A 20764-nucleotide genomic window follows, 5' to 3' on the forward strand; every position below is an offset into this window, starting at 1 on the left:
CCTCTTATCAAGCAAAATATGTGCAAAAAATAAGAGGTAATCCTTATTTCTTCAAATCCTTAAGTATTTCCTGAACAGCTCTTTCCAGCTGAGGATCATTATCCTGAAGACGGTCCATAAAGGTGTTTTTAACGTAAATGTCAGGTTTTACTCCTGTTTTTTCAAGATTTTGTCCGTCCAGCGTATAAGTACCCCATGAAGGCAATCTATAAGAAGAACCGTCTACAAGACCTTTTGCTGAAGTGAAAATAATCCATCGATAGGTATCCTGGCCAATGATTTTACCCAGTTTCAATGCTTTAAATCCGGCTGCAGTCATTTCTGCATCACTTAAGGAAGCTTCATTAATCAAAAGGACAATTGGTTTTCCGGAAGGGGCAAAATTAGGTTGTGTCGTTATTTTTCCTTCACGGTATTTCCATTGCAGATAAGGTTTTTGAGAAAGGAAATTCAATACTTTGTCATGAACATTTCCTCCGGTATTATAACGAAGGTCAAGAATAACAGCATCTTTTCTGTTTTCCTGCTCTACCATATCCAAAAGAAAACGGTCCAGCTCATCAGTAGACATGTTTTTCATGCATGAATAAGCTATTTTGTTGTTGCTAAGCTTATCAACACGCTGGTGATTATTGTAGATCCACTCGTCGTAAAGTAATCCTTTTAATTCTCCATTAGAAATCGGATGCACTTTGGCGGTTACATTTTTACCATCACGGTTGAACGTGAGTACAAGCTCATCCTGTTTTTTAGGGCTTGTAAAATACGTTTCGATATTTTCGTTTGGATCAATTTTTTTTCCGTTTACAGAAATCAGCTGGTCGCCAGGTTTAATATCAACTCCTGAGCGGTAAGCCGGAGATTTTCTCAAAATGCTTTCTACGGTGTAAGGCTGGTCTTTTTTGAAGGTAATTCCTGTTTCGTTGGTGAAATAGCTCAGGAACATGGTTTCTTCTTTCCCTGTAGAAGAAAATCCTGTGTGAGAAGAATTAAGCTCACCTAAAAGATCATTTAGTAAAATTCGCAGATCATTTCTGTTATGCACATACGGCAGATATTTGGCGTACTGTTCTTTTTTTGCTTTCCAGTCAATGCCATGGAACTTTTCATCATAGAAGTTTTCTTCTACACCCGTCCAGGCTTCAGCATACATCTGGGTAAATTCTGACGCCAGATCCTTGTCAAAACTATATTGAATGTTTATTTTCTCAGGTTTTAATGCGGCAACCGTTGTTTTATAAATATTACCTTCTATTAGAGCGAAGAGGTTTTTCTCGTTTTTAGTAAGGTAATAAGCTGCTTTATCGAAAACTTTTTCTGATTTGGCAGGTTCAAAATCTGTGAAAACTTTTTTGAACAGTTGTCTTTTTCCGTTATCCTGATTAGAATTGAAAAGGAGGATTTCTTTCTTGTCATCAGCAAAAACGGCAGGATCGTCCTGATACCCATATCGGTCCGTAACCAGCTCGATTCTGTCCAGCGTATCTTCAGGATTTACTTTCAGTTCTTTGATAGCCGGTTCTTTTTCTTCTTTTTTCTCTTTTTCCTTTTCGTCGTCTTTTTTATCCTTCTTGTCTTTATCTTTTGCTTTATCTGAAGATTTTGTTTCCTTCTTTTCTTCAGTAAAAAGATTATCGAATTTTTCAGATTTAAAAGGTTCATCAAACCAGTCCAGCGCCATGCGGTAAATGTTAGACTTCTGCATGCCTAAAGGATAGGACGGATTGGTTCTGTCGCTGGCGAAATAAATATACTTCCCATTCGGTGACCATACAGGATCTTCCTCTGAAACACCTGTGTTGGTAAGGTTCAGGGTCTGTGCTTTTTTAATATTGTAGATGAAAATATCAAGTTCAAAGTTTCTCTTCGCTGAAAACAATACATATTCATCGTTAGGAGAAAAAGAAGGTCTGGAGTTTTGGAAAGCCCATATTTCATCCTTTACAATGGTTGTAGATTTGAAGCTTTTTAAATCCAGCAATCTTACTTCATCACGACCGCTTAAATAAACTGCTTTTGAAAGGTCGTTATTCAGGGTGATATTGCGGTTGTTGCGTAAATCTTCCGTTAATTGCTTTGGTTGACCTTTCCCGTCTGCAGGAATCGTAAACCAGTTTTGATAGCCGTTATATGTTTGATTATAAAGGAGCGTTCTGTTGTCTTTCAGCCATTTTACTTCCATTGCCCGTTCTTTCCCATCAGAAACCTGCTGGGAAAATTTTCCCTCAATATCTGAAACGAATATGATTCCACGGCTTATGAATGCCATCTTTTTACCATCGGGCGATACATCGTAATAGGAAATATTATTTTCAACATTGAAATTCTGTGCTTTTTCCAGTGTTTTGTTGGCATTCAGACTGATGGTAAGAGGTGTGGTATTTTTTGAGGCTACATCATAAGTGAAAAGCTGATAATCCTTTTCAAAAATAACTTTAGATCCATCCGCTGAAACATACGGTTTTTTAATAGAAGTATCAAATTGGGTTAAAGCAGTCTTTTTACCATTTTCAAGTTTGTAAAGATTGTATTCCCCGTTGTTCTCATCAGAAATAAAGTAAATAATACCATTTTTATCTACACTTGGGTTGAAGTCCTTTCCTTCGTAATGGGTGTACTGTTTGAAAGAATTGCTTTTTGGGTTGTATCCAAGAATATCAGGATTGTTTTCTCCTTTATAACGCTTTCTCTGTACCTGATGAGCGCTTTCCGAAGAACTCGTGAAAAGATATTCTCCTGCAGGTGTTTCTACAAGACCGTTGGTATTGTTAAAATAATTGTTGAACAGTTTTTGTGGTGTTTTCCCTTCAATGGTTGTTTTAAAACTGCCGAAGTTATTATTTCTGCTGGACGTAAAATAAATGGTTTTACTGTCCCATGCCCAGCTTTCCATTTCATCTCTTCCGGTATGAAAGGTTAGCTGCTTTATTGTCCCTCCTCCTGCAGGCATTATATACACATCATAATTTCCATATTGGTTGGAACTGAAGGCAAGCCATTTTCCATCAGGAGAAAGACGGGGATTGATCTCCTCTCCGTCCAGTGCAGTAATTCTTGAAGCATTTCCACCATTGGAATCTGATTTCCAGATATCACCATCGTAAGCGAAATAAGCTGTTTTTCCATCAGGGCTTAATGAGGGACTTGATAAAAAATATGACTTTTCCTGCGCTGAAATTCCTATAATAGAAAATGCTGTTAGTAACGAAATAATAGTTTTCTTCATGGTACAATTGGGTATTGTTATTTTTTTGCCTTTTTAGAAAAATGTTTATTTGTGAAAATTTTCTCAATCCGGATTACTCTAAAAAAGAATAGTCGGATGATTAACGAAATAGTTACAGGTAAAATGCTTTAAAGGCTGATAAAATCCAATAAAAAAGAGGTGTGTTTTTGGAAAACTGAAGAAAAATTACAAATATTTATTTTTTGTGTTGGACTCATTGGTTCTACAAAACGCAAAGATTATTTTCATTCATCTTATTTTAAGATAGCTAAGAAGGCGACAGAGTCGCTGATGAATCTGAATGGTTATGTTTGCGCTTAGAAAGAATCAACAAAGTTGATTCCGCCTTTGCTTCCTTAAAAATGAAGTACCAGCTACTAATCCTTTGCGTTATATTTAAATTACAAGTGTGTAATTTCTCAGATTTGGAGTCCTTGCTATGAAATAGTTCATAGTAAGACACAAAAAAAGACTTACATTTCTGTAAGTCTTCTTGCTCCTCCTGCTGGGCTCGAACCAGCGACCCTCTGATTAACAGTCAGATGCTCTAACCAACTGAGCTAAGGAGGAATGTCCTTTGTTTTAAGTGGTGCAAATATAGGACGAATATTTATACCCTACAAATATTTTTAAGAAAAATTTTAAAAAAATTATAATTTCCCTGTGAATACCTTGAAGATGTCGCTTCCGAAGATGAGTAACATTAAGCCTAGCAGGAAGATAACTCCAATCATCTGAGCATTCTCTAAAACTTTCTGTGGAACCGGTTTTCCTACAATAATTTCATATAAAGTAAATAAAACGTGGCCACCATCAAGTCCCGGAATAGGAATAAGGTTCAGGAATGCCAACCATACGGAGAACATCGCTGTAAAACTCCAGAAAGCAACCCAGTTGATTTTAAAGCTTCCGTCAGCATCTTTATCTACAGGCATATTCTTTACAATCGCAATAGGACCTCCTACATTTTTATACCCCTGAACTTTAGAGTTGAACATAATTTTGAACTGCTTAACCTGAGTGGTCAACGCCTCGATAGTTCTTGTAAATCCTCTTGGAATAGCTTCTCCGAAAGAATATTGTTTATTGGTTACAATTTCTTTTGCAATGCTTTTTGTATCAATAGCTATTCCTAATTTTCCGTTTTTATCAACAGAAACTGAAGGTAAGGTTTGTACAGCTCCGTTTCTTTCAACGTCTACAGTAATTGTTTTTCCTTTATTTTCAGCTAAAAGAGCACTTACTTCATCAAAGAATGCTGCTTTCTTACCGTTGATTCCCACAATTTTATCACCTTTCGCAAGACCGGATGCCTGAGAAGAAGGAGTGGCTAATGAATCAATAACCATAGAAACTCTTGGTGTAATGTATAGTTTCGCTTCTCTCTGTTTAAGAACATCCGCAACACCGTCAGCATTTACCGGGAAAGTGACTTCCTGTCCGTTTCTGTTTACAGTAACATTGTCTCCTAAAAGAATATTGATTGAAGTGTTTTCAAGTCTTTCTGCCGGTTTTCCATCTACGCTGATGATTTTGTCACCATTCTGGAATCCCATTTTCTTTCCAGCTGAAGTAGCTTCAATACCGTTGTTGAATTTCGTGATATCTGTATACGTTTCTCCATTGAAGAAAGATAGAGAACTGTAGATTAACCATGCAAGGAAAAAGTTAACAGTAACCCCTCCCAGCATAATAATAAGTCTCTGCCAGGCCGGTTTTGATCTGAATTCCCATGGTTCTGCCGGTTTTTTCATTTGGGCAGTATCCATACTTTCATCTACCATTCCTGCAATCTTCACATACCCTCCGAAAGGCAGCCATCCGATTCCGTATTTGGTTTGTTCAGGATGTTTTCTCCAGTCGTTGTCCGGAAGTTTTGATATATCGATAGGAACTTCTTCCTTCTTTCCGTTTACCTCTATTACTTCAGAATCCGGCAGGTTCTTTGATAAAAATTTGTACTGCCATTTTCCATTGATTTTCTTCATGGAGAATATGGAGAAGTAAGGGTCAAAAAACAGGAAAAACTTCTCTGCTCTTGTCTTGAACCATATTGCGGGTAAAAAATGCCCAAGCTCATGAAGAAGCACTAGTATAGAGATGCTCAGAATGAACTGAAAAAGTTTGATTGCTATTTCCATTAATAAATTTTAGATTTTAATTTGCAAAGGTAACAATTATCAAAACTATGCCAAATAAAAAAGCTCCCCGAAACGAGAAGCTTTGTCATATTTAAAGACGATTTGTTTATAAATTGAAAGAAACCCCAAGGCTTCCATTATTACCAACCTCTGCAAAGACTCCTATTTTCTCTGTGAAGAAATAGCGGGCTCCGATGTGAGCACCCACTCCAAAGTCTTTTCCCAGAACGCCAAGGTCCACTCCTGGGTAGATATCCCATTTTGAAGGCAGGTTCAGTGCTTCCTGTAAATGAAAGTTCAGTCTCCCGAAAACAAAAACACGATTATCCTTATCGTTGTTTTTATAATTGTCAAAATAGCCGTTGATACCAGCTCCTACTGAAATAAGTTGATTGAGTCCGTAGTCATAAGTTCCCGTTATTCCGGTTCCATATCCCCAGGCACTCAGCCCCAGTTGTATTTTCTGATCTCCTTTTCCTGTCCAAGCCTGAGCATTGGCCATTGCACCAAAAAATAAGATCGTCACCATAAAAAACAATTTCTTCATAAATTTTTAATTTTTAAGGATATTAATAAAAAATACTTCTATCAAAAATGAAACCGAAAGAATGTCAGTCCTATGAAAATGGGTGACTTTAATAAATTATTATGAAAAAGGATTCTGTTTTTGTGGATAAAATCGTCTTTTCAGCAGTTTTAATTCCTCTTTTGTAATCATAAAAGCTGTATTTTTATACATCAGATTTGGAATAATTTAAAAAAAGAATAAAAGATGAAAGTTGTAGGGCTTAATTTAGATATCATCTGGAAAAATAAAACTGACAATTTTAAACTCATAGAAAACGAACTGCAAAATGTGGAAGCAGATCTGTTTCTCCTTCCTGAAATGTTTTCAACGGGTTTCTGTATGGATGCTTCTGAAGTTTCGGATCGGAATAATGAATCACTGGAGTTTTTGAAAAGAATGTCAAAAGAAAAAAATGCAGCTTTCTGTGGAAGTGCTCCCGTAGAGCAAAACGGAAATTTTTACAACAGAATGTATTTTATACAACCGGATGGTGAAACGGCTTTCTATGACAAAAGGCATTTATTTTCCTTTTCGGGTGAAGATAAAGTTTATACACCAGGGAAAGAAAGGGTAATCGTTGAATATAAAAGGATACGTTTCCTGCTTCAGGTCTGCTATGATCTGCGTTTTCCTGTTTTTGCAAGAAATAATGATGATTATGATGCTGTTTTATATGTTGCAAACTGGCCGGAGAAAAGAGTAGGAGCGTGGGAACATTTGTTAAAGGCCAGAGCCATTGAAAATTTATCTTTCGTATTTGGTTTAAATAGAATAGGAACGGATGGAAATAACCTCTTTTATCAGGAGAGCTCTCACTGCTTCTTTGGGGATGGAAAAGAAATTTCTCAGAAACAGGGAAATCTTGTATCTGCAGAACTATATATGGAAGAATTGAACGATTTTAGAAAGCATTTCCAGTTTTTGAATGATAGAGATTCCTTTTCTATTGAATTTTAGGATTTTCCCACAGATTTCGCAGATCTTCACAGATTTTTAATTTCTATATAAAGAAAAATAAACATAATTATCTGTGGAAATCTGTGCGATCTGCGGGAATTATAAAAAGCAAAAACTGTGAAAAATTACAGTTTTAAGCATATTCTTGTAAAAGTTGTGTGAGGGTATTCACATCATGAACACCACTTTCCTTCCATAGCATTTCTCCTTTTTTGAAAATGGCCAGTGTGGGGACTCCACGCACTCCGTATTGAGCTGCCAGTGCAGGATATTGGTCTACATCTACCTTTATGATTCTGGCTCCTTCACCAATATTTTCCTTTACCGTATTTAATACTGAAGACTGTACTTTACAAGGTTGGCACCATGTTGCGAAAAAGTCAATAAGTACCGGTCTTTCAGAATCAATAATTTCCTGAAATTTTTGTGACATAGTTTGGGTTTTATTAGTTTGCTTTTTTGTTTGTTTCGTCCTGGATCGCTTTTACATTTTTCCAGCTTGTTCCATCATAGGCTTCAACTCCATTTTTCTTCAGTATTTCCATAGCCTGATCTGCCTGAACTCCTTTATTGCAGAACACAACAACTTTTTTGCCCTTCAGGGTTTCTATATTGCTTTGAATCTCCGCTAATGGAATATTGATGGCATTTTTTGCCGTTCCTGCCGAATACTGTTCCGGAATTCTGACATCCACCAATGTAACATCAGAACTGTTGACCACTTCTTTGATGTTCGCTTTGGGTATGATAGTCGTATGAGATGTTTTACAGGCACTTAGCGTAAAAGCCATTGCTAAAACAAGTCCAAAAAACCGTATCTTCATGATCTTACGATGTTTTGGATTGACAGACAAAATCTGTAGTCGGGAATTTTTCCGTCTTTTTGATGCCGTTAAAACCTCCTTCTATTTCAGTAAAGTTTCTGATTCCGTGTGAGTTAAGGATACTTGCTGCGATCATGCTTCTGTATCCCCCGGCACAGTGCAGAAAGAAATGTTCAGAATCATCAATCGTACGAGCCCAGTCACTGATGGCATCCAATGGCTTGTTGTAAGCATTGTCAATATGCTCGGCAGAATATTCAGTCAGTTTTCTTACATCCACTACTGTAGAGTCTTCTGTAAACTGTTCTGCGAATTCGGCTGGAGTGATTCTTTTGATCTCGTCAATTTCATTACCTGCATTTTTCCAGGCTTCAAAACTGCCTTTCAGATATCCTATTACATTATCAAAGCCTACTCTGCTCAGTCTGGTGATTACTTCCTCTTCGGTACCTTCATCAGTTACCAATAATAAAGGGTGTTTTACATCCACAATAAGTGTTCCTACCCATGGTGCGAAATCACCTTTCAGACCTATATTGATAGAGTTAGGAACAAATCCTTTATGGAAATCTGCAGCTCCTCTGGTATCTAAAATTAATGCTCCGGTTTCTTCGGCCAATGCTTCGAAATCTTGCGGAGCAACAGGTTGCATCCCTTTGTTCATCACAACATCCAGACTTTCATAACCGCCTTTATTTAAAGCGACATTCATTCCGAAATATTTCGGTGGAGCGGTCAAACCGTCAAGTACTTCTCTGATAAAAGATTCTTTATCTGGTTGATTAAGAGCGTAGTTTGTCTTCTTTTGATTTCCTAAAATATCTACCGTTTCCTTCTGCATATTTTTTCCACAGGCAGATCCGGCACCGTGAGCAGGATAAACCGTAATGCTGTCATCCAATGGCATGATTTTGTTCTGAAGACTGTCGTAGAGAATTCCTGCAAGGTCTTCCTGAGTAAGATTCGTTGCCTTCTGCGCAAGATCTGGCCTTCCAACATCTCCTAAAAATAAAGTGTCACCTGTAAAGATCGCAGTTTCAACACCATTTTCGTCGATTAAAAGGTAAGTGCTGCTTTCCATAGTGTGTCCAGGAGTGTGCATTACCTTTATTTTTATTTTTCCAATTTCAAAAATTTGATTATCCTCTGCAATAATGGCTTCAAATTCCGGAGCGGCCGTAGGTCCATATACAATCGGAGCACCTGTTTTTTTACTTAAATCCAGATGGCCTGATACGAAATCAGCATGGAAGTGAGTTTCAAAAATATATTTTAAAGTGACATTGTCTTTTTCCAGACGATCTAGGTAAGGTTTTACTTCTCTTAAAGGATCAATAATGGCAGCTTCATTCTCTGATACAATATAATAGGCACCCTGAGCCAGACAGCCCGTATATATTTGTTCAATTTTCATTGGGTCTTTTTTTAATGAGTTAAAGATACAAAGTATTAGATAAATTCTAAATGAAATGTTAAATCCCATTGATAGTTTCTTTCAATACTTTGTTAAACGGATGTTTAACGTAAGATGTTTTTCAGCAAAAAGAATGCCTTACATAAAGACAATTGGGAAATGCTGTTTTATATCATGTTTAGCTTTTGAAGCATAATTCCTTTACTCAATGATATAGTATATTTTGTAAAGAATTTCATTGGTATTTTCCGTGATGTTTTTATCAGTTTTGAATTGAAGATATTCTTCTTTTTTAGCTTCTCCTTCATCATATTGAATCAGCCTGTTGTATTTGTCATAGAGATAATCTTTAATCTTCCCATGGTCTGCGATCCTGATCATTTCATCAAAATATTTCTTAGTGTCTGCATGCATGGGCCAATCTTTTTCATGGGTTTTATAGAATTCTATCATTTTCTGTATGGAATATACTTCAGATTCAATATTCATATCATTAAACCCAGTCAAAAGTTCTTTTTTTTCTGAATTTTTACCCAGCCATTCTATTTTTGCATCAGCTGCAGCAATTACAGAATTAATCATCATAGAATCTCTTTTGATAACGGGAGATAAAATAATATCAGGAGTATTGCTGATGGGAAGAGATCTTTTGGATGCAATGTCCAATAACCCAAAATAGACTTCAGTTTTATTTTTGAGTTCTGCCAGTTGATCAGAAGTCATATCATCACTTGAAACCCTTATTTTAAAGCCCCATCCTCCACATTCATAAATGGCGAGGAGAGATTTCTTATCCGTATATTTTACTCCTTTAAAAAAATCACGTTCACCCATGGCATGATCAAATATTGAATAGAGATAATGTACTTTTACTTTATCATTGGATGAGCTTCCAAACATAGGTTTTAGATCTACACTTTTATTAGAATTCTGATTAAGAACCGTTTCATATACAGCAAATTCATCCCTCAATAGCTGATTGTCAACTGATTTTTTAGGATAGAGATATAAAGTAAGAACCGTTTTGCTTTTTTTACTGTTTTGCTGTACATAGCTTACTACGACGTGTTTATTCTGTATATCATAAGAGGTGATCGTTTCTCTTTGAAAACCACACCATAAAGTTGGAAAGACTACCGAAGTAGGTGTATGGGTGTAATCTCCTTTTATCTGTAAATTGACAGGTTCATTTCTTTTTTGAGAAAAAAATAATGTGGAAAAAATAGAAAGAATAACGAATGTAATTTTCTTAAATGAAATCATATGTGGTATATATGTTGTTGTCATGGCTAAGTGAGTAGTAAATTTAATGAACTTAGAACAAAATTTAATCATATAATATTACTTTAATTACTCAGACTTTTACAAAAAATTTTATATTTATAAGTTAAAAAAGCGATCAAATGGCAGACAAAACACAATTTATTGAAGAACTCAACGCTAGATATACTCCGAAAGGAGAGCATATAATATTAGGAAAAGGAATGCTGGATGGAGAAGTAGTCACAGAGGTAAACGTAACCATTCCCCTGAAAACGATTAACCGCCATGGTCTTATTGCCGGCGCTACGGGAACAGGAAAAACAAAAACATTACAGGTGTTTGCAGAACAGCTTTCCCATGCAGGAATTCCCTCTTTGGTTCTTGATATTAAAGGAGATTTCTCCGGGATTGCAGAAGCCGGCCATATGAATGCTATCATTGAGGAAAGATATGGCAAAACGCAGCTTCCTTATAACCCACAAGGCTTTCCGGTGGAACTGATGAGTATTTCCGGAGGAGAAGGAGTGAAACTGAGAGCTACGGTTACAGAATTTGGTCCTGTTTTACTCAGCAAAATCCTTGAGCTTAATGATACGCAGCAAAGCATCATGTCTATTGTCTTCAAATATTGTGATGATAAGGGCCTTCCATTGATTGATCTTAATGATCTGAAGAAAGTACTTCAGTATGTGACGGATAATGCACAAGGAAAAGCTGAGCTTGCAGCCAATTACGGATCTATTGCGCCATCATCTCTCGGAGCGATTTTAAGATCTATTGTTGCGCTGGAACAACAGGGAGCAGCAGGATTCTTCGGTGAACTGAGTTTTGATGTTCATGACTTACTGGAAACAAGAGACGGAAAAGGAGTGGTTAATATTTTAAGAGTAGCAGATATTCAGAACAAGCCACAGCTTTTCTCAACATTCATGCTTTCGCTTTTTGCGGAAATTTATATGACGTTTCCGGAAGAAGGAGATAGTGGTAAACCAAAGCTGGTATTATTCATAGACGAAGCCCACCTGATTTTTGATGAAGCTTCCAAAGCCCTTCTTTCACAGATTGAAACAATGGTAAAACTCATCCGTTCCAAAGGAGTAGGAATTTATTTTATTACTCAGATTCCGGGTGATGTTCCTGAAAATGTACTTTCCCAATTAGGATTGAAGATACAGCATGCTTTAAGAGGTTTTACCGCAAAAGATAAAAAAGAAATTACCAAAGCTGTTGAAAATTATCCTACTACAGAATATTACAATGCTTCCAGCCTGATTCAGAACTTGGGAATTGGAGAAGCATTTGTTACGGCTCTGGATGAAAAAGGAATTCCTACCCCATTAGTGCATACTTACCTGATCTCTCCGGAATCAAGAATGGATGTTTTGAGTGGAGCAGAAGTCTCTGATCTGACTTCAAAATCAGCTCTTGTTGCAAAGTATGAGCAGTCAGTTGATAGAGAATCTGCTTATGAAATGCTTACTAACAGAATGGAACAGGCTGCACAAAATCCAGCTCCTACACAGAAGACCAGACCAGTAAAAGAAGAACCGGGAATGTTTGAACAGGTATTGCAGAGTAAAGCAGGCCGTACTTTTACCAGTACATTAATGAGAGAAGGAGCAAAAGCTATTCTCGGAATGTTTGGTCTGGGAGGCAGAAGAAGATAATTTTGAAGAATAATCTGTTATATTTTAACATATTTTTTGTTATTTTAGCAGGTTATCTTTACTTAGCAAGAAAAAATAGAGCCGGATTTTATCGGGAAAAAGACGCCGGTTTTACATATAAATGACAAAAAAACAGCAGTTAATATTAAATGTATTCAATTATAGATATAGAAAGTAATGGTGCAGGTTATAGAAATGAATGCATTATAGATATCGCCATATACAGATATGATGGTCAGAAAATTATTGATCAGTTTATATCTCTGGTAAATCCTGAAGGTGATATTACTCCTTTTGTGCAGAAGCTGACCAGTATTACCCCGAAAATGGTCAAAACTGCCCCGAAATTTCATGAAATTGCCAAAAGAGTTATCGAAATAACTCAAAATACAACGTTGGTAGGGCATAATATTGATTTTGATTACAGAATGCTTCGTCAGTCATTCAAAAGGCTTGGCTATGATTTCAAAATCAATACATTAGATACAATTCCATTGGCGAAGAAACTGATCCCTGATGAGGTAAGTTACTCGTTGGGAAAATTGGTGAAGTCTTTGGGGATTCCTTTGACAAACCACCACAGGGCAGAAGGTGATGCCAGAGCTACGTTAGAGCTTTTTAAACTTCTGATTTCGAAGGATACCGAAAATGAGATCATTCAGAAACAGCATGATGAGTCCAACGCAAAAACCTATATCAATAAGATCAAAGAGCTTACCCAGGATCTTCCTAATGATAAAGGTTTTGTCTATTTTCAGGATGAATCCGGACGGATTATGTTCTCGGATTATGTTCAGGATATCAATAAGTTTTCCAAAAAAGTCTTCAATTCCAAATCAAAAAAATGGGAACAGATCCAGAAAGAGGTGGAGCAGATTAATTTTGAGCTTACCGGAACAGACACTATTGCCAAGCTGATTCTGAATTCTAAGAATATTAAAAAGAAAGAAGTTCTGCCTTTCGGACTCTATTTCAGGAATAATAAATATATAGTTGAAAAAAATACACTCAATAAAACTGAAAAACCAGTCTTAAAATTCAGATCATTTACCCAAGGAAGCAAAGCGGTTCAATTTATCGGTTCTCAGGAAGAATTTAAAGATTTTTCTGCTTTGAAACAGAAAATTGAATTCAGAAAAAGAAATGAACTTTGGCTGGGACAGGGAAGGAAATTGGGTGAAAAATTATTTTTAATCATAGAAAATGGAAAAGTAGTTTCCTTTGGTTTTTATGAATTGTTTACACAAATTCAAACCTTAAGTAAGCTTGCTAAGTTAAAAATTGACCTTCCATTATCCTCCACGGATTTGAATAATGAATTGCAGCTGGCACTGCTTCGAAGCGATTTTGAAACTCTGCCTTTACCGAAATGATATAGGAATTAACACTTTATAAGTTGATATGAAAGAAGATGCTTTTCAAATCAATTTTCGTAAAATAAAAAATAAATAGTATTTTTGCAAAAAATAAATAGTAGCAATGCAAAATTTTAAACAAATTAAAACTGGAAAAAAGGGAGCTGTAAGGTTCTCTAAGGTTTGGAATATTTAAAAGAGTTGTCTTGCATAAAAAATAATCAATGCGGCAGACTCTTTTTTGAAAGAATCTGCCTTTTTTTATGTTAAAATGAAATTATGAATTCAAAAGAATTATTAAAGATTGCCACTGAGTTTGGCACCCCGGTGTATGTTTATGATGCTGAGTCCATCAAAGTTCAATACGAAAAACTTACATCTTCTTTCTTAAAACATACGAAGTTCTTCTACGCAGCGAAGGCTTTGACGAACATCAATATTCTTAAGTATGTCAAGAACCTGGGCGCTTCTTTGGATTGTGTATCGATTAACGAAGTTAAACTTGGATTAAAGGCAGGATTTTCGAAAGAGAAGATTTTGTTTACTCCCAATTGTGTTGACTTGGCTGAAATTGAGGAAGCAATGACTTTTGGAGTTCATATAAACATTGATAACATTTCTATTCTTGAGCAATTCGGGAATAAGTACGGAAATACCTATCCTATTTTAGTAAGAATCAACCCGCATATTTTTGCCGGAGGTAACTATAAAATTTCAACAGGACATATCGACAGTAAGTTCGGTATTTCCATTCACCAGGTTCGTCACATTGAAAGAGTGATGAAAAGCACAAACCTGAATGTTGAAGGACTTCACATGCATACAGGAAGCGAGATCAAAGATCCGGATGTATTTCTACAGGCTCTGGAAATCATGTTAGAACTTTCTGAACATTTCCCGAACCTGAAATATCTGGATATGGGAAGCGGCTTCAAAATCCCTTATCAGGACAGTGAAGAAGAAACTGATGTGAGAACATTAGGGAAGAAAGTAGAAAAAGTAATTTCTGAGTTTTCAAAATCTACAGGAAAAAAATTCGAGCTATGGTTTGAACCCGGAAAATTCTTAGTAGGAAAAAGCGGATATTTATTGGTTAAAGCTAATGTGATTAAGCAAACAACAGCTACTGTTTTCGTTGGGGTGAATTCAGGATTCAACCATCTGATCCGTCCGATGTTCTACGATTCTTACCATATGATTGAAAATTTATCCAATCCAAAAGGAGCGGAAAGAATTTATACTGTAGTAGGAAATATCTGCGAAACAGATACTTTTGCATGGGACAGAAAACTTAATGAAGTGAGAGAAGGAGATGTCCTTGCTTTCCATAATGCAGGAGCTTATGGTTTTGAAATGAGTTCAAACTTCAATTCAAGATTAAAGCCTGCTGAAGTGTTGTTCTTGGATGGAAAAGCACACCTTATCCGTAAGAGAGATGAATTTGAAGATCTGTTGAGAAATCAGATCGAAGTAGTGATGTAAATCTGAAACATATTATATAAACAGCCGCCTTTTTTGGGTGGCTGTTTTGTTTTAAAGTAAACATCCAATCTGTAAAGTTTCATTATAAATTCACAAAGTTTTAACATGGTAATAACGGGGGAATTTCAATTTAATTAGCTAAATTTGATAGGGATAGGATGACGATTGTCCTTCTCAATTACTATTTTTCACCAAAAAAACAACCACCAAAATAGAGTAATTATGGCAAAAAACATAGCAGAGCAGATTGTTGAAATGCTCGAAAATGCCAATGTGAAAAGAATTTATGCAGTAACCGGTGATAGTCTTAATCATCTGAATATTGCTGTTAAAAAAAGCAGTATCCAATGGATTCATGTAAGACACGAAGAAGTAGGAGCGTATGCAGCGGCGGCAGAAGCAGAGCTTGATGGGTTGGCCGTATGTGCCGGAAGTTGTGGTCCTGGGCACGTTCACCTGATTAATGGAGTTTACGAAGCCCATCGCTCTCATGTTCCAATGTTGGTGATTGCTTCCACCATTCCCAGTGATGAAATGGGAATGGATTACTTTCAGGAAACCAATACCATAAAACTTTTTGATGACTGCAGCTACTACAATCAGATGATTACCCGTCCGGAGCAGGTGCAGAGAACCGTTCAAACGGCTATTCAACATGCGATTTCCAAAAAAGGAGTTGCCGTGATAGGTCTTCCGGGAGATGTCTCCGAACTGGATGCTGAAGAAGGATCTACTTCCACTCAAATCTTTAAAACCAATCCTGTAATAAGGCCTTCGGATACTGAGTTAAAAAGCTTATCCACACTCATAAACAATAGTAAAAAAGTAACAGTATATTGTGGAATAGGTGCTGCTGAAGCCCGTGATGAGGTGATAGCATTGTCTAACCTGTTGAAAGCCCCTGTAGGATATTCATTTCGTGGGAAAATGGCCATCCAGCCGAATAACCCTAATGAAGTGGGACTTACGGGATTATTAGGATTTCCTTCAGCTTATCACGCTATGCATGAAGCCGACCTCGTGATTCTTTTGGGAACGGATTTTCCGTATCAAAAATTCATGCCTGTAAAAAATAAAATAGTGCAGATTGATGAAAGCCCTGAAAGATTAGGAAGAAGGGCAAAGCTGGAGCTGGGGCTTGCAGGAGATGTTAAAGAAACAATTAAAGCATTACTGCCATTACTGCAAGAAAAGACAGATGTTCATTTTCTGAATGAGCAGCTGGCATTTTACGATAAAGTAAAAGAAAACCAATTGGAGTATGTGAAAGATTTTGGGAAAGAGAATGCTATTCAGCCGGAATATGTGGCACATACTCTAGACAAACTTGCTAAACATGATGCTATTTTTACGGTAGATACTGGAATGTGTTGTGTTTGGGGAGCCAGATTTATTACAGGAACAGGGGAAAGGAAAATGCTGGGATCATTTAATCACGGATCAATGGCGAATGCAATGCCTATGGCAATTGGTGCTGCCCTGGCTCATCCTGAAAAGCAGGTTATTGCTATGTGTGGAGATGGAGGATTATCCATGTTATTAGGTGATATGGCGACTATCTTTCAATATAAATTGCCGGTAAAACTGATTGTATTCAATAACAGAACCCTGGGAATGGTAAAGCTGGAAATGGAAGTGGGAGGAATGCCCGATAATGAAACAGATATGATTAATCCGGATTTTGCGATGGTAGCCCATGCGATGGGCTATCCCGGAAAAAATGTACACCTGCCGGAAGATGTGGAAAGTGCCATCAAAGAATGTCTGGATCACAACGGTCCTTATCTTTTGAATATTTTTACCAATCCTAATGCATTGGCTCTTCCTCCTAAAATTGAGTTTGATCAGATTATGGGAATGACCAAATCAATGGCGCAACTGATGCTTGGCGGTAAAATGGATGAGGTTTTTGAAACGGTGAAAACGAATTATAAACACATCAAAGGTCTGCTATAAGGTCAGAATATAAAGATTTCAAATCTACCTTGAATTCAGGATTCATACTTAAAACTTCATACTTTGTGTGAAGTTTTTCTTTTTTACCAATAGACTAAATATTTACCTTTGTTTATTATTAGGAAACAAAATTATGAGAACGATACTTTTATTTTTGGCCTTATGTGCAGCGAATTTTTCATTGGCACAGGATCAGGAAGAACGAGATGATTCATTTATCAGGGAAAGTAATAAAAACCTTTTAAAAATAGATATCAAAGAACCTTTTATGCAGGTTGCTGTAAAATGCAATGATTTTAAACCTGCAGCTTATGAAGGAGGCGTTGCAGCCTATAAAGACATTCTGAACAAATATATGTATGCTTATCTCAATTCGGATTTCTATGCGCTTACTGGTGACTTTACATTTACTCTGGTTCTTGATGACAAAGGAAAAGTTGTTGATGTAAAGGGAATGCCTAAAGTTCAGAACAGTGAAGTTTTTTTTGATGATATGCAGTATGTCGTAAGAAGAATAAAGAAAAACTGGACTCCCGCGTCGTGTAACGGACAGCCTGTAGCTTCACAGATCAAAGTTAAAATGAACTTTTCTTCAGTTTCAGTTGATATAGATTAAATAATTTAAATACAATGATGAAAACAAAATTTATTATGTTTTTTCTGGTTTTTGTATCTATTTGTAAGGCACAGATACTTGATGAATACCCAGAAAAACAAAGCTTTTATGAAGGAGGAATCGTTAATTTTTATAAAGATGTTCATGAATATCTTGTCAAGAATAACTTTAAAGAATGTAGTGATAAGGAAATTTATCAACCCCGAATTATTGTAACAGAAAAAGCTGAAGTTAAATTTATTAAAGATCAGGATACTGCTAATATTGCAAGGAACAAATGTGCATATGATCTTTCCAGAGAAGTTCTTAAAAATCTTAAAAAATGGAAGCCTGCCGAAGCAAAAGGATGGAAAATAGGAGCTATTACCGAATTTATTTTATATCCAAAGGATCTGATGAGCAATTATCAGCCTGGTTATGATGCCAATAAATTTGTAGCGCATACCAAATATCCTGAAGGATCGAAAGCTTTTCATACCTTATTTCATGATAATTTTATGACGATTTTTTCCGATTATCAGCTTAACGGAAAAGTAAATTTGGAGTTTTATATCAATAAAGACGGCCGTATTACTAACCCCAGAATTTATCCTGAAGTTGATAATAAAAATTTCAATATTGATTTTATGCGAACTCTTGCAAGGATAAAAAAGATCTGGATACCAGCTTTCTATAAAGATATTCCTATCGTTGAGAGGATTTCATTTCCGGTACAGTTTTCAATAACATTTACTGAAAGATAATCCTGACATTCTGTCACAATATTTTGTATCTTTGCAAACTTATTTGTTCGTAATTGATGATTGCGAACCTTAAATTGATTATCGTGCAGGAAAAATATATAGACGAAACAAAACAGGGCGAAGCTTTTGCTATTGCAGAAAGACCGGAGAATTCTAAAAAACTATTTTTAGAAAGCTATGGTTGTCAGATGAACTTCTCTGACTCTGAAATTGTTGCATCCATCCTTAATGAACAGGGATATAATACAACAATGAAGGTAGAAGAAGCCGACCTGATTCTTTTAAATACCTGTTCCATCCGTGAAAAAGCAGAACAGACCGTAAGAATGCGTCTTTCCCAGTTCAAAAACCTCAAAAAAGAAAGACCGAATATGACGGTAGGTGTTTTGGGATGTATGGCGGAAAGACTAAAAACCAAATTCTTAGAAGAAGAACAATTGGTGGATCTTGTTGTAGGGCCAGATGCCTATAGAGATTTGCCAAATCTTTTAAAAGAGACTGATGATGGAAGAGATGCAATTAATGTAATCCTTTCCAAAGAAGAAACCTATGCCGATATCAATCCCGTTCGTTTAGGCGGAAACGGTGTTACTGCTTTTGTTACCATTACCAGAGGTTGTGATAACATGTGTACATTCTGTGTAGTTCCTTTTACCAGAGGAAGAGAAAGAAGCCGTGATCCTCACTCCATTATAGAAGAATGTAAAGATCTTGCCAACAACGGATACAAAGAAATTACCCTTTTAGGACAAAATGTTGACTCTTACCTTTGGTATGGAGGAGGTCCTAAAAAAGATTTTGTCAAAGCATCTGAAATGCAGAAAGCAACAGCCGTAAACTTTGCTCAGCTTCTTGATTTGGTTGCTAAAGCTGTTCCGGAAATGAGAATCAGATTCTCTACTTCAAATCCGCAGGATATGAGTCTGGATGTATTCAGAATGATGGCAAAACACGACAATATCTGTAAATATGTACACCTTCCTGTACAAAGCGGAAGCAATAACATGCTTGAAGCAATGAACAGACAGCATACCCGTGAAGAATATCTGGATCTGATTAAAAAAGCGAAAGAAATTGTTCCTGATGTATCCTTTTCTCAGGATATGATCATTGGATTCTGTAATGAAACAGAAGAAGATCATCAGGATACTTTAAGCCTGATGAGAGAAGTAGAATATGATTACGGTTATATGTTTGCATACTCAGAAAGACCGGGAACTCCGGCTCACAAGAAAATGGAAGACAATATTCCTGCTGATGTGAAACAGAGACGTCTTGCTGAGGTTATTGCGCTTCAGGGTGAACTTTCAAAACAAAGAATGAAATCTTATGTTGGAAGAATCCATCAAATTCTGATTGAGGGAATTTCCAAAAAGAACAAAAATCAATGGAAAGGAAGAAACTCTCAGAATGCAGTATGTGTATTCGATCAGCTTGAAGGACAGAAAATAGGTGACATTGTGGATGTTTTTGTATATGACAACACACAAGGCACACTTTTAGGGAGAACAGCGGAATAGTATAAGAAATATATATTCTGAAAAGAAGATCAGCGGTTATATTACCGTAATATTTTTAGTAAATTGTGAAGGAAAGACAGGACTGTTCAGATTACAGCATATGAGCCCGGATCTGAAAGATTCTGTACTGGATGAAGAATTGGAAAATAAAGTACTGCAGTTTACAAAATCACTCGATGGCTCGATGCCGAAAGAGATAAAAGGTTTAAAAGTAGATTACTATCAGTATTTAACCTATAAAATTGAAAATGGAAAAGTTTCAGAGGTATTACCTTAGCTTTTTGTTACTTATCGTTTACACCAATACTATTGCACAGGTTAACTGTAATGCAGTAGAGGGTGAGAACTGCAAAAAAGCGTGTGGGTTATACAACTGGGCTTCAGATTTACAAGGATATGCAGCATCGCAGGAAGGCTTTGATAAAGCGATTGAACTGTGCCCCGATTTCTCCCGTTCCTATATGGAAAAATCCGTTCCATATCTTAAAAACGGAGATTTTGTTACCTGGAAAATTTTAATTGACAAAGCCGTTGCTTTAGACCCTCAAATGCACCTTGGCTATAGAGGCTGGACCAAGTTTCAGTTTTTAAGAGACTATAAAGGAGCTATTCAGGATTTAGATGCATTAAAAAAATATGAGCCCGGAGACTTAGGGAGATCTCAAAACGGAGACTATAATCTGGATGTAGTAAGAGCTGTGTCCTACAGTGCTTTAGGACAAAAAGAAAAAGCAGCGGGGATTATGGAAAGGCTTCTGGCTACCAGAGGTTATGTGAAGGGAATGTTTGATCATTACCAGCTGGGAGTGACCTATTTCGAGCTGGGAAGGTATGACAAAGCCCTGGAAAATTTTGAAAAACAAAGCAAAGAATACAACTTTGCCGAGAACATATACTTTAAAAGTAAAGTTTCTAAGATCAGAAACAAAGATTATTTGGATTTAAAAATGTTAGCCCAGCAAACGTATGATGAAGGAAAGACCATGAAAGATATCTACACTCATCATTTTTAACAAAGTCTACAGAAAACAG

At 36.5% G+C, this 20764-nt stretch carries 17 protein-coding genes and 1 tRNA gene; 10 read left to right on the forward strand and 8 right to left on the reverse strand.

Going from position 1 to position 20764, the window contains the following annotated elements; translation table 11 throughout:
- Positions 1–43 precede the first annotated feature (43 nt).
- The 4 genes from JOE44_RS18030 to JOE44_RS18045 all read right to left on the reverse strand — a co-directional run bounded on the left by JOE44_RS18030 (position 44) and on the right by JOE44_RS18045 (position 5914).
- Complete coding sequence (locus JOE44_RS18030; RefSeq protein WP_209786642.1) at positions 44–3226, reverse strand: S41 family peptidase; 3183 nt, start codon at positions 3224–3226, stop codon at positions 44–46.
- 496 nt (positions 3227–3722) lie between these two features.
- Positions 3723–3796, reverse strand: a tRNA-Asn gene (locus tag JOE44_RS18035).
- An 80-nt stretch (positions 3797–3876) separates the two neighbouring features.
- Positions 3877–5367 carry an RIP metalloprotease RseP gene (gene rseP / locus JOE44_RS18040; RefSeq protein ID WP_209786643.1) on the reverse strand — a complete coding sequence of 497 codons (1491 nt, stop codon included), beginning with the start codon at positions 5365–5367 and terminating at the stop codon, positions 3877–3879.
- A gap of 106 nt (positions 5368–5473) precedes the next feature.
- On the reverse strand, positions 5474–5914 hold the full coding sequence (locus JOE44_RS18045) for a DUF6646 family protein (protein ID WP_105684037.1): 441 nt from the start codon (positions 5912–5914) through the stop codon (positions 5474–5476).
- 225 nt (positions 5915–6139) lie between these two features.
- Between JOE44_RS18045 and JOE44_RS18050 the strand changes: the two genes are divergently transcribed.
- A complete protein-coding gene (locus JOE44_RS18050; protein ID WP_209786644.1) occupies positions 6140–6892 on the forward strand; it encodes a nitrilase-related carbon-nitrogen hydrolase in 753 nt (250 codons plus the stop codon).
- Positions 6893–7025: 133 nt separating this feature from the next.
- On the opposite strand, the gene JOE44_RS18055 is transcribed toward JOE44_RS18050, so the two are convergent.
- The 4 genes from JOE44_RS18055 to JOE44_RS18070 form a co-directional block, all read right to left on the reverse strand.
- Entirely contained in the window at positions 7026–7325 is a 300-nt protein-coding gene (locus JOE44_RS18055) for a thioredoxin family protein (protein ID WP_034692844.1), read from the reverse strand.
- A 13-nt stretch (positions 7326–7338) separates the two neighbouring features.
- A complete protein-coding gene (locus JOE44_RS18060; RefSeq protein WP_209786645.1) occupies positions 7339–7716 on the reverse strand; it encodes a rhodanese-like domain-containing protein in 378 nt (125 codons plus the stop codon).
- A gap of 4 nt (positions 7717–7720) precedes the next feature.
- On the reverse strand, positions 7721–9130 hold the full coding sequence (locus JOE44_RS18065) for an MBL fold metallo-hydrolase (RefSeq protein ID WP_209786646.1): 1410 nt from the start codon (positions 9128–9130) through the stop codon (positions 7721–7723).
- A 201-nt stretch (positions 9131–9331) separates the two neighbouring features.
- Positions 9332–10393: a hypothetical protein gene (locus tag JOE44_RS18070; protein ID WP_209786647.1), complete on the reverse strand. Its 1062-nt coding sequence runs from the start codon at positions 10391–10393 to the stop codon at positions 9332–9334.
- Between the two features lie 140 nt (positions 10394–10533).
- Between JOE44_RS18070 and JOE44_RS18075 the strand changes: the two genes are divergently transcribed.
- The 9 genes from JOE44_RS18075 to JOE44_RS18115 all read left to right on the forward strand — a co-directional run bounded on the left by JOE44_RS18075 (position 10534) and on the right by JOE44_RS18115 (position 20745).
- A complete protein-coding gene (locus tag JOE44_RS18075; RefSeq protein ID WP_209786648.1) occupies positions 10534–12060 on the forward strand; it encodes a helicase HerA-like domain-containing protein in 1527 nt (508 codons plus the stop codon).
- A gap of 149 nt (positions 12061–12209) precedes the next feature.
- On the forward strand, positions 12210–13433 hold the full coding sequence (locus JOE44_RS18080; RefSeq protein ID WP_209786649.1) for a 3'-5' exonuclease: 1224 nt from the start codon (positions 12210–12212) through the stop codon (positions 13431–13433).
- A gap of 261 nt (positions 13434–13694) precedes the next feature.
- The gene (gene lysA, locus JOE44_RS18085; RefSeq protein ID WP_209786650.1) at positions 13695–14897 is read left to right on the forward strand and encodes a diaminopimelate decarboxylase; all 1203 of its coding nucleotides are present in this window, start codon (positions 13695–13697) and stop codon (positions 14895–14897) included.
- 222 nt (positions 14898–15119) lie between these two features.
- The gene (locus tag JOE44_RS18090; protein WP_209786651.1) at positions 15120–16853 is read left to right on the forward strand and encodes a thiamine pyrophosphate-dependent enzyme; all 1734 of its coding nucleotides are present in this window, start codon (positions 15120–15122) and stop codon (positions 16851–16853) included.
- A gap of 133 nt (positions 16854–16986) precedes the next feature.
- Positions 16987–17469, forward strand: a complete 483-nt coding sequence (locus tag JOE44_RS18095; RefSeq protein ID WP_209786652.1) for a hypothetical protein — start codon at positions 16987–16989, stop codon at positions 17467–17469.
- 14 nt (positions 17470–17483) lie between these two features.
- Positions 17484–18212 carry a hypothetical protein gene (locus JOE44_RS18100; protein ID WP_209786653.1) on the forward strand — a complete coding sequence of 243 codons (729 nt, stop codon included), beginning with the start codon at positions 17484–17486 and terminating at the stop codon, positions 18210–18212.
- Between the two features lie 83 nt (positions 18213–18295).
- Positions 18296–19732 carry a tRNA (N6-isopentenyl adenosine(37)-C2)-methylthiotransferase MiaB gene (gene miaB / locus JOE44_RS18105; protein WP_209786654.1) on the forward strand — a complete coding sequence of 479 codons (1437 nt, stop codon included), beginning with the start codon at positions 18296–18298 and terminating at the stop codon, positions 19730–19732.
- Between the two features lie 100 nt (positions 19733–19832).
- The gene (locus tag JOE44_RS18110) at positions 19833–20009 is read left to right on the forward strand and encodes a hypothetical protein (RefSeq protein ID WP_209786655.1); all 177 of its coding nucleotides are present in this window, start codon (positions 19833–19835) and stop codon (positions 20007–20009) included.
- On the forward strand, positions 19981–20745 hold the full coding sequence (locus tag JOE44_RS18115) for a tetratricopeptide repeat protein (protein ID WP_209786656.1): 765 nt from the start codon (positions 19981–19983) through the stop codon (positions 20743–20745). The genes JOE44_RS18110 and JOE44_RS18115 overlap by 29 nt, the downstream gene beginning before the upstream one ends.
- Positions 20746–20764: the final 19 nt, after the last annotated feature.

It is taken from the genome of Chryseobacterium sp. PvR013 (assembly GCF_017833095.1).
GTDB classification, from domain to species: domain Bacteria; phylum Bacteroidota; class Bacteroidia; order Flavobacteriales; family Weeksellaceae; genus Chryseobacterium; species Chryseobacterium culicis_A.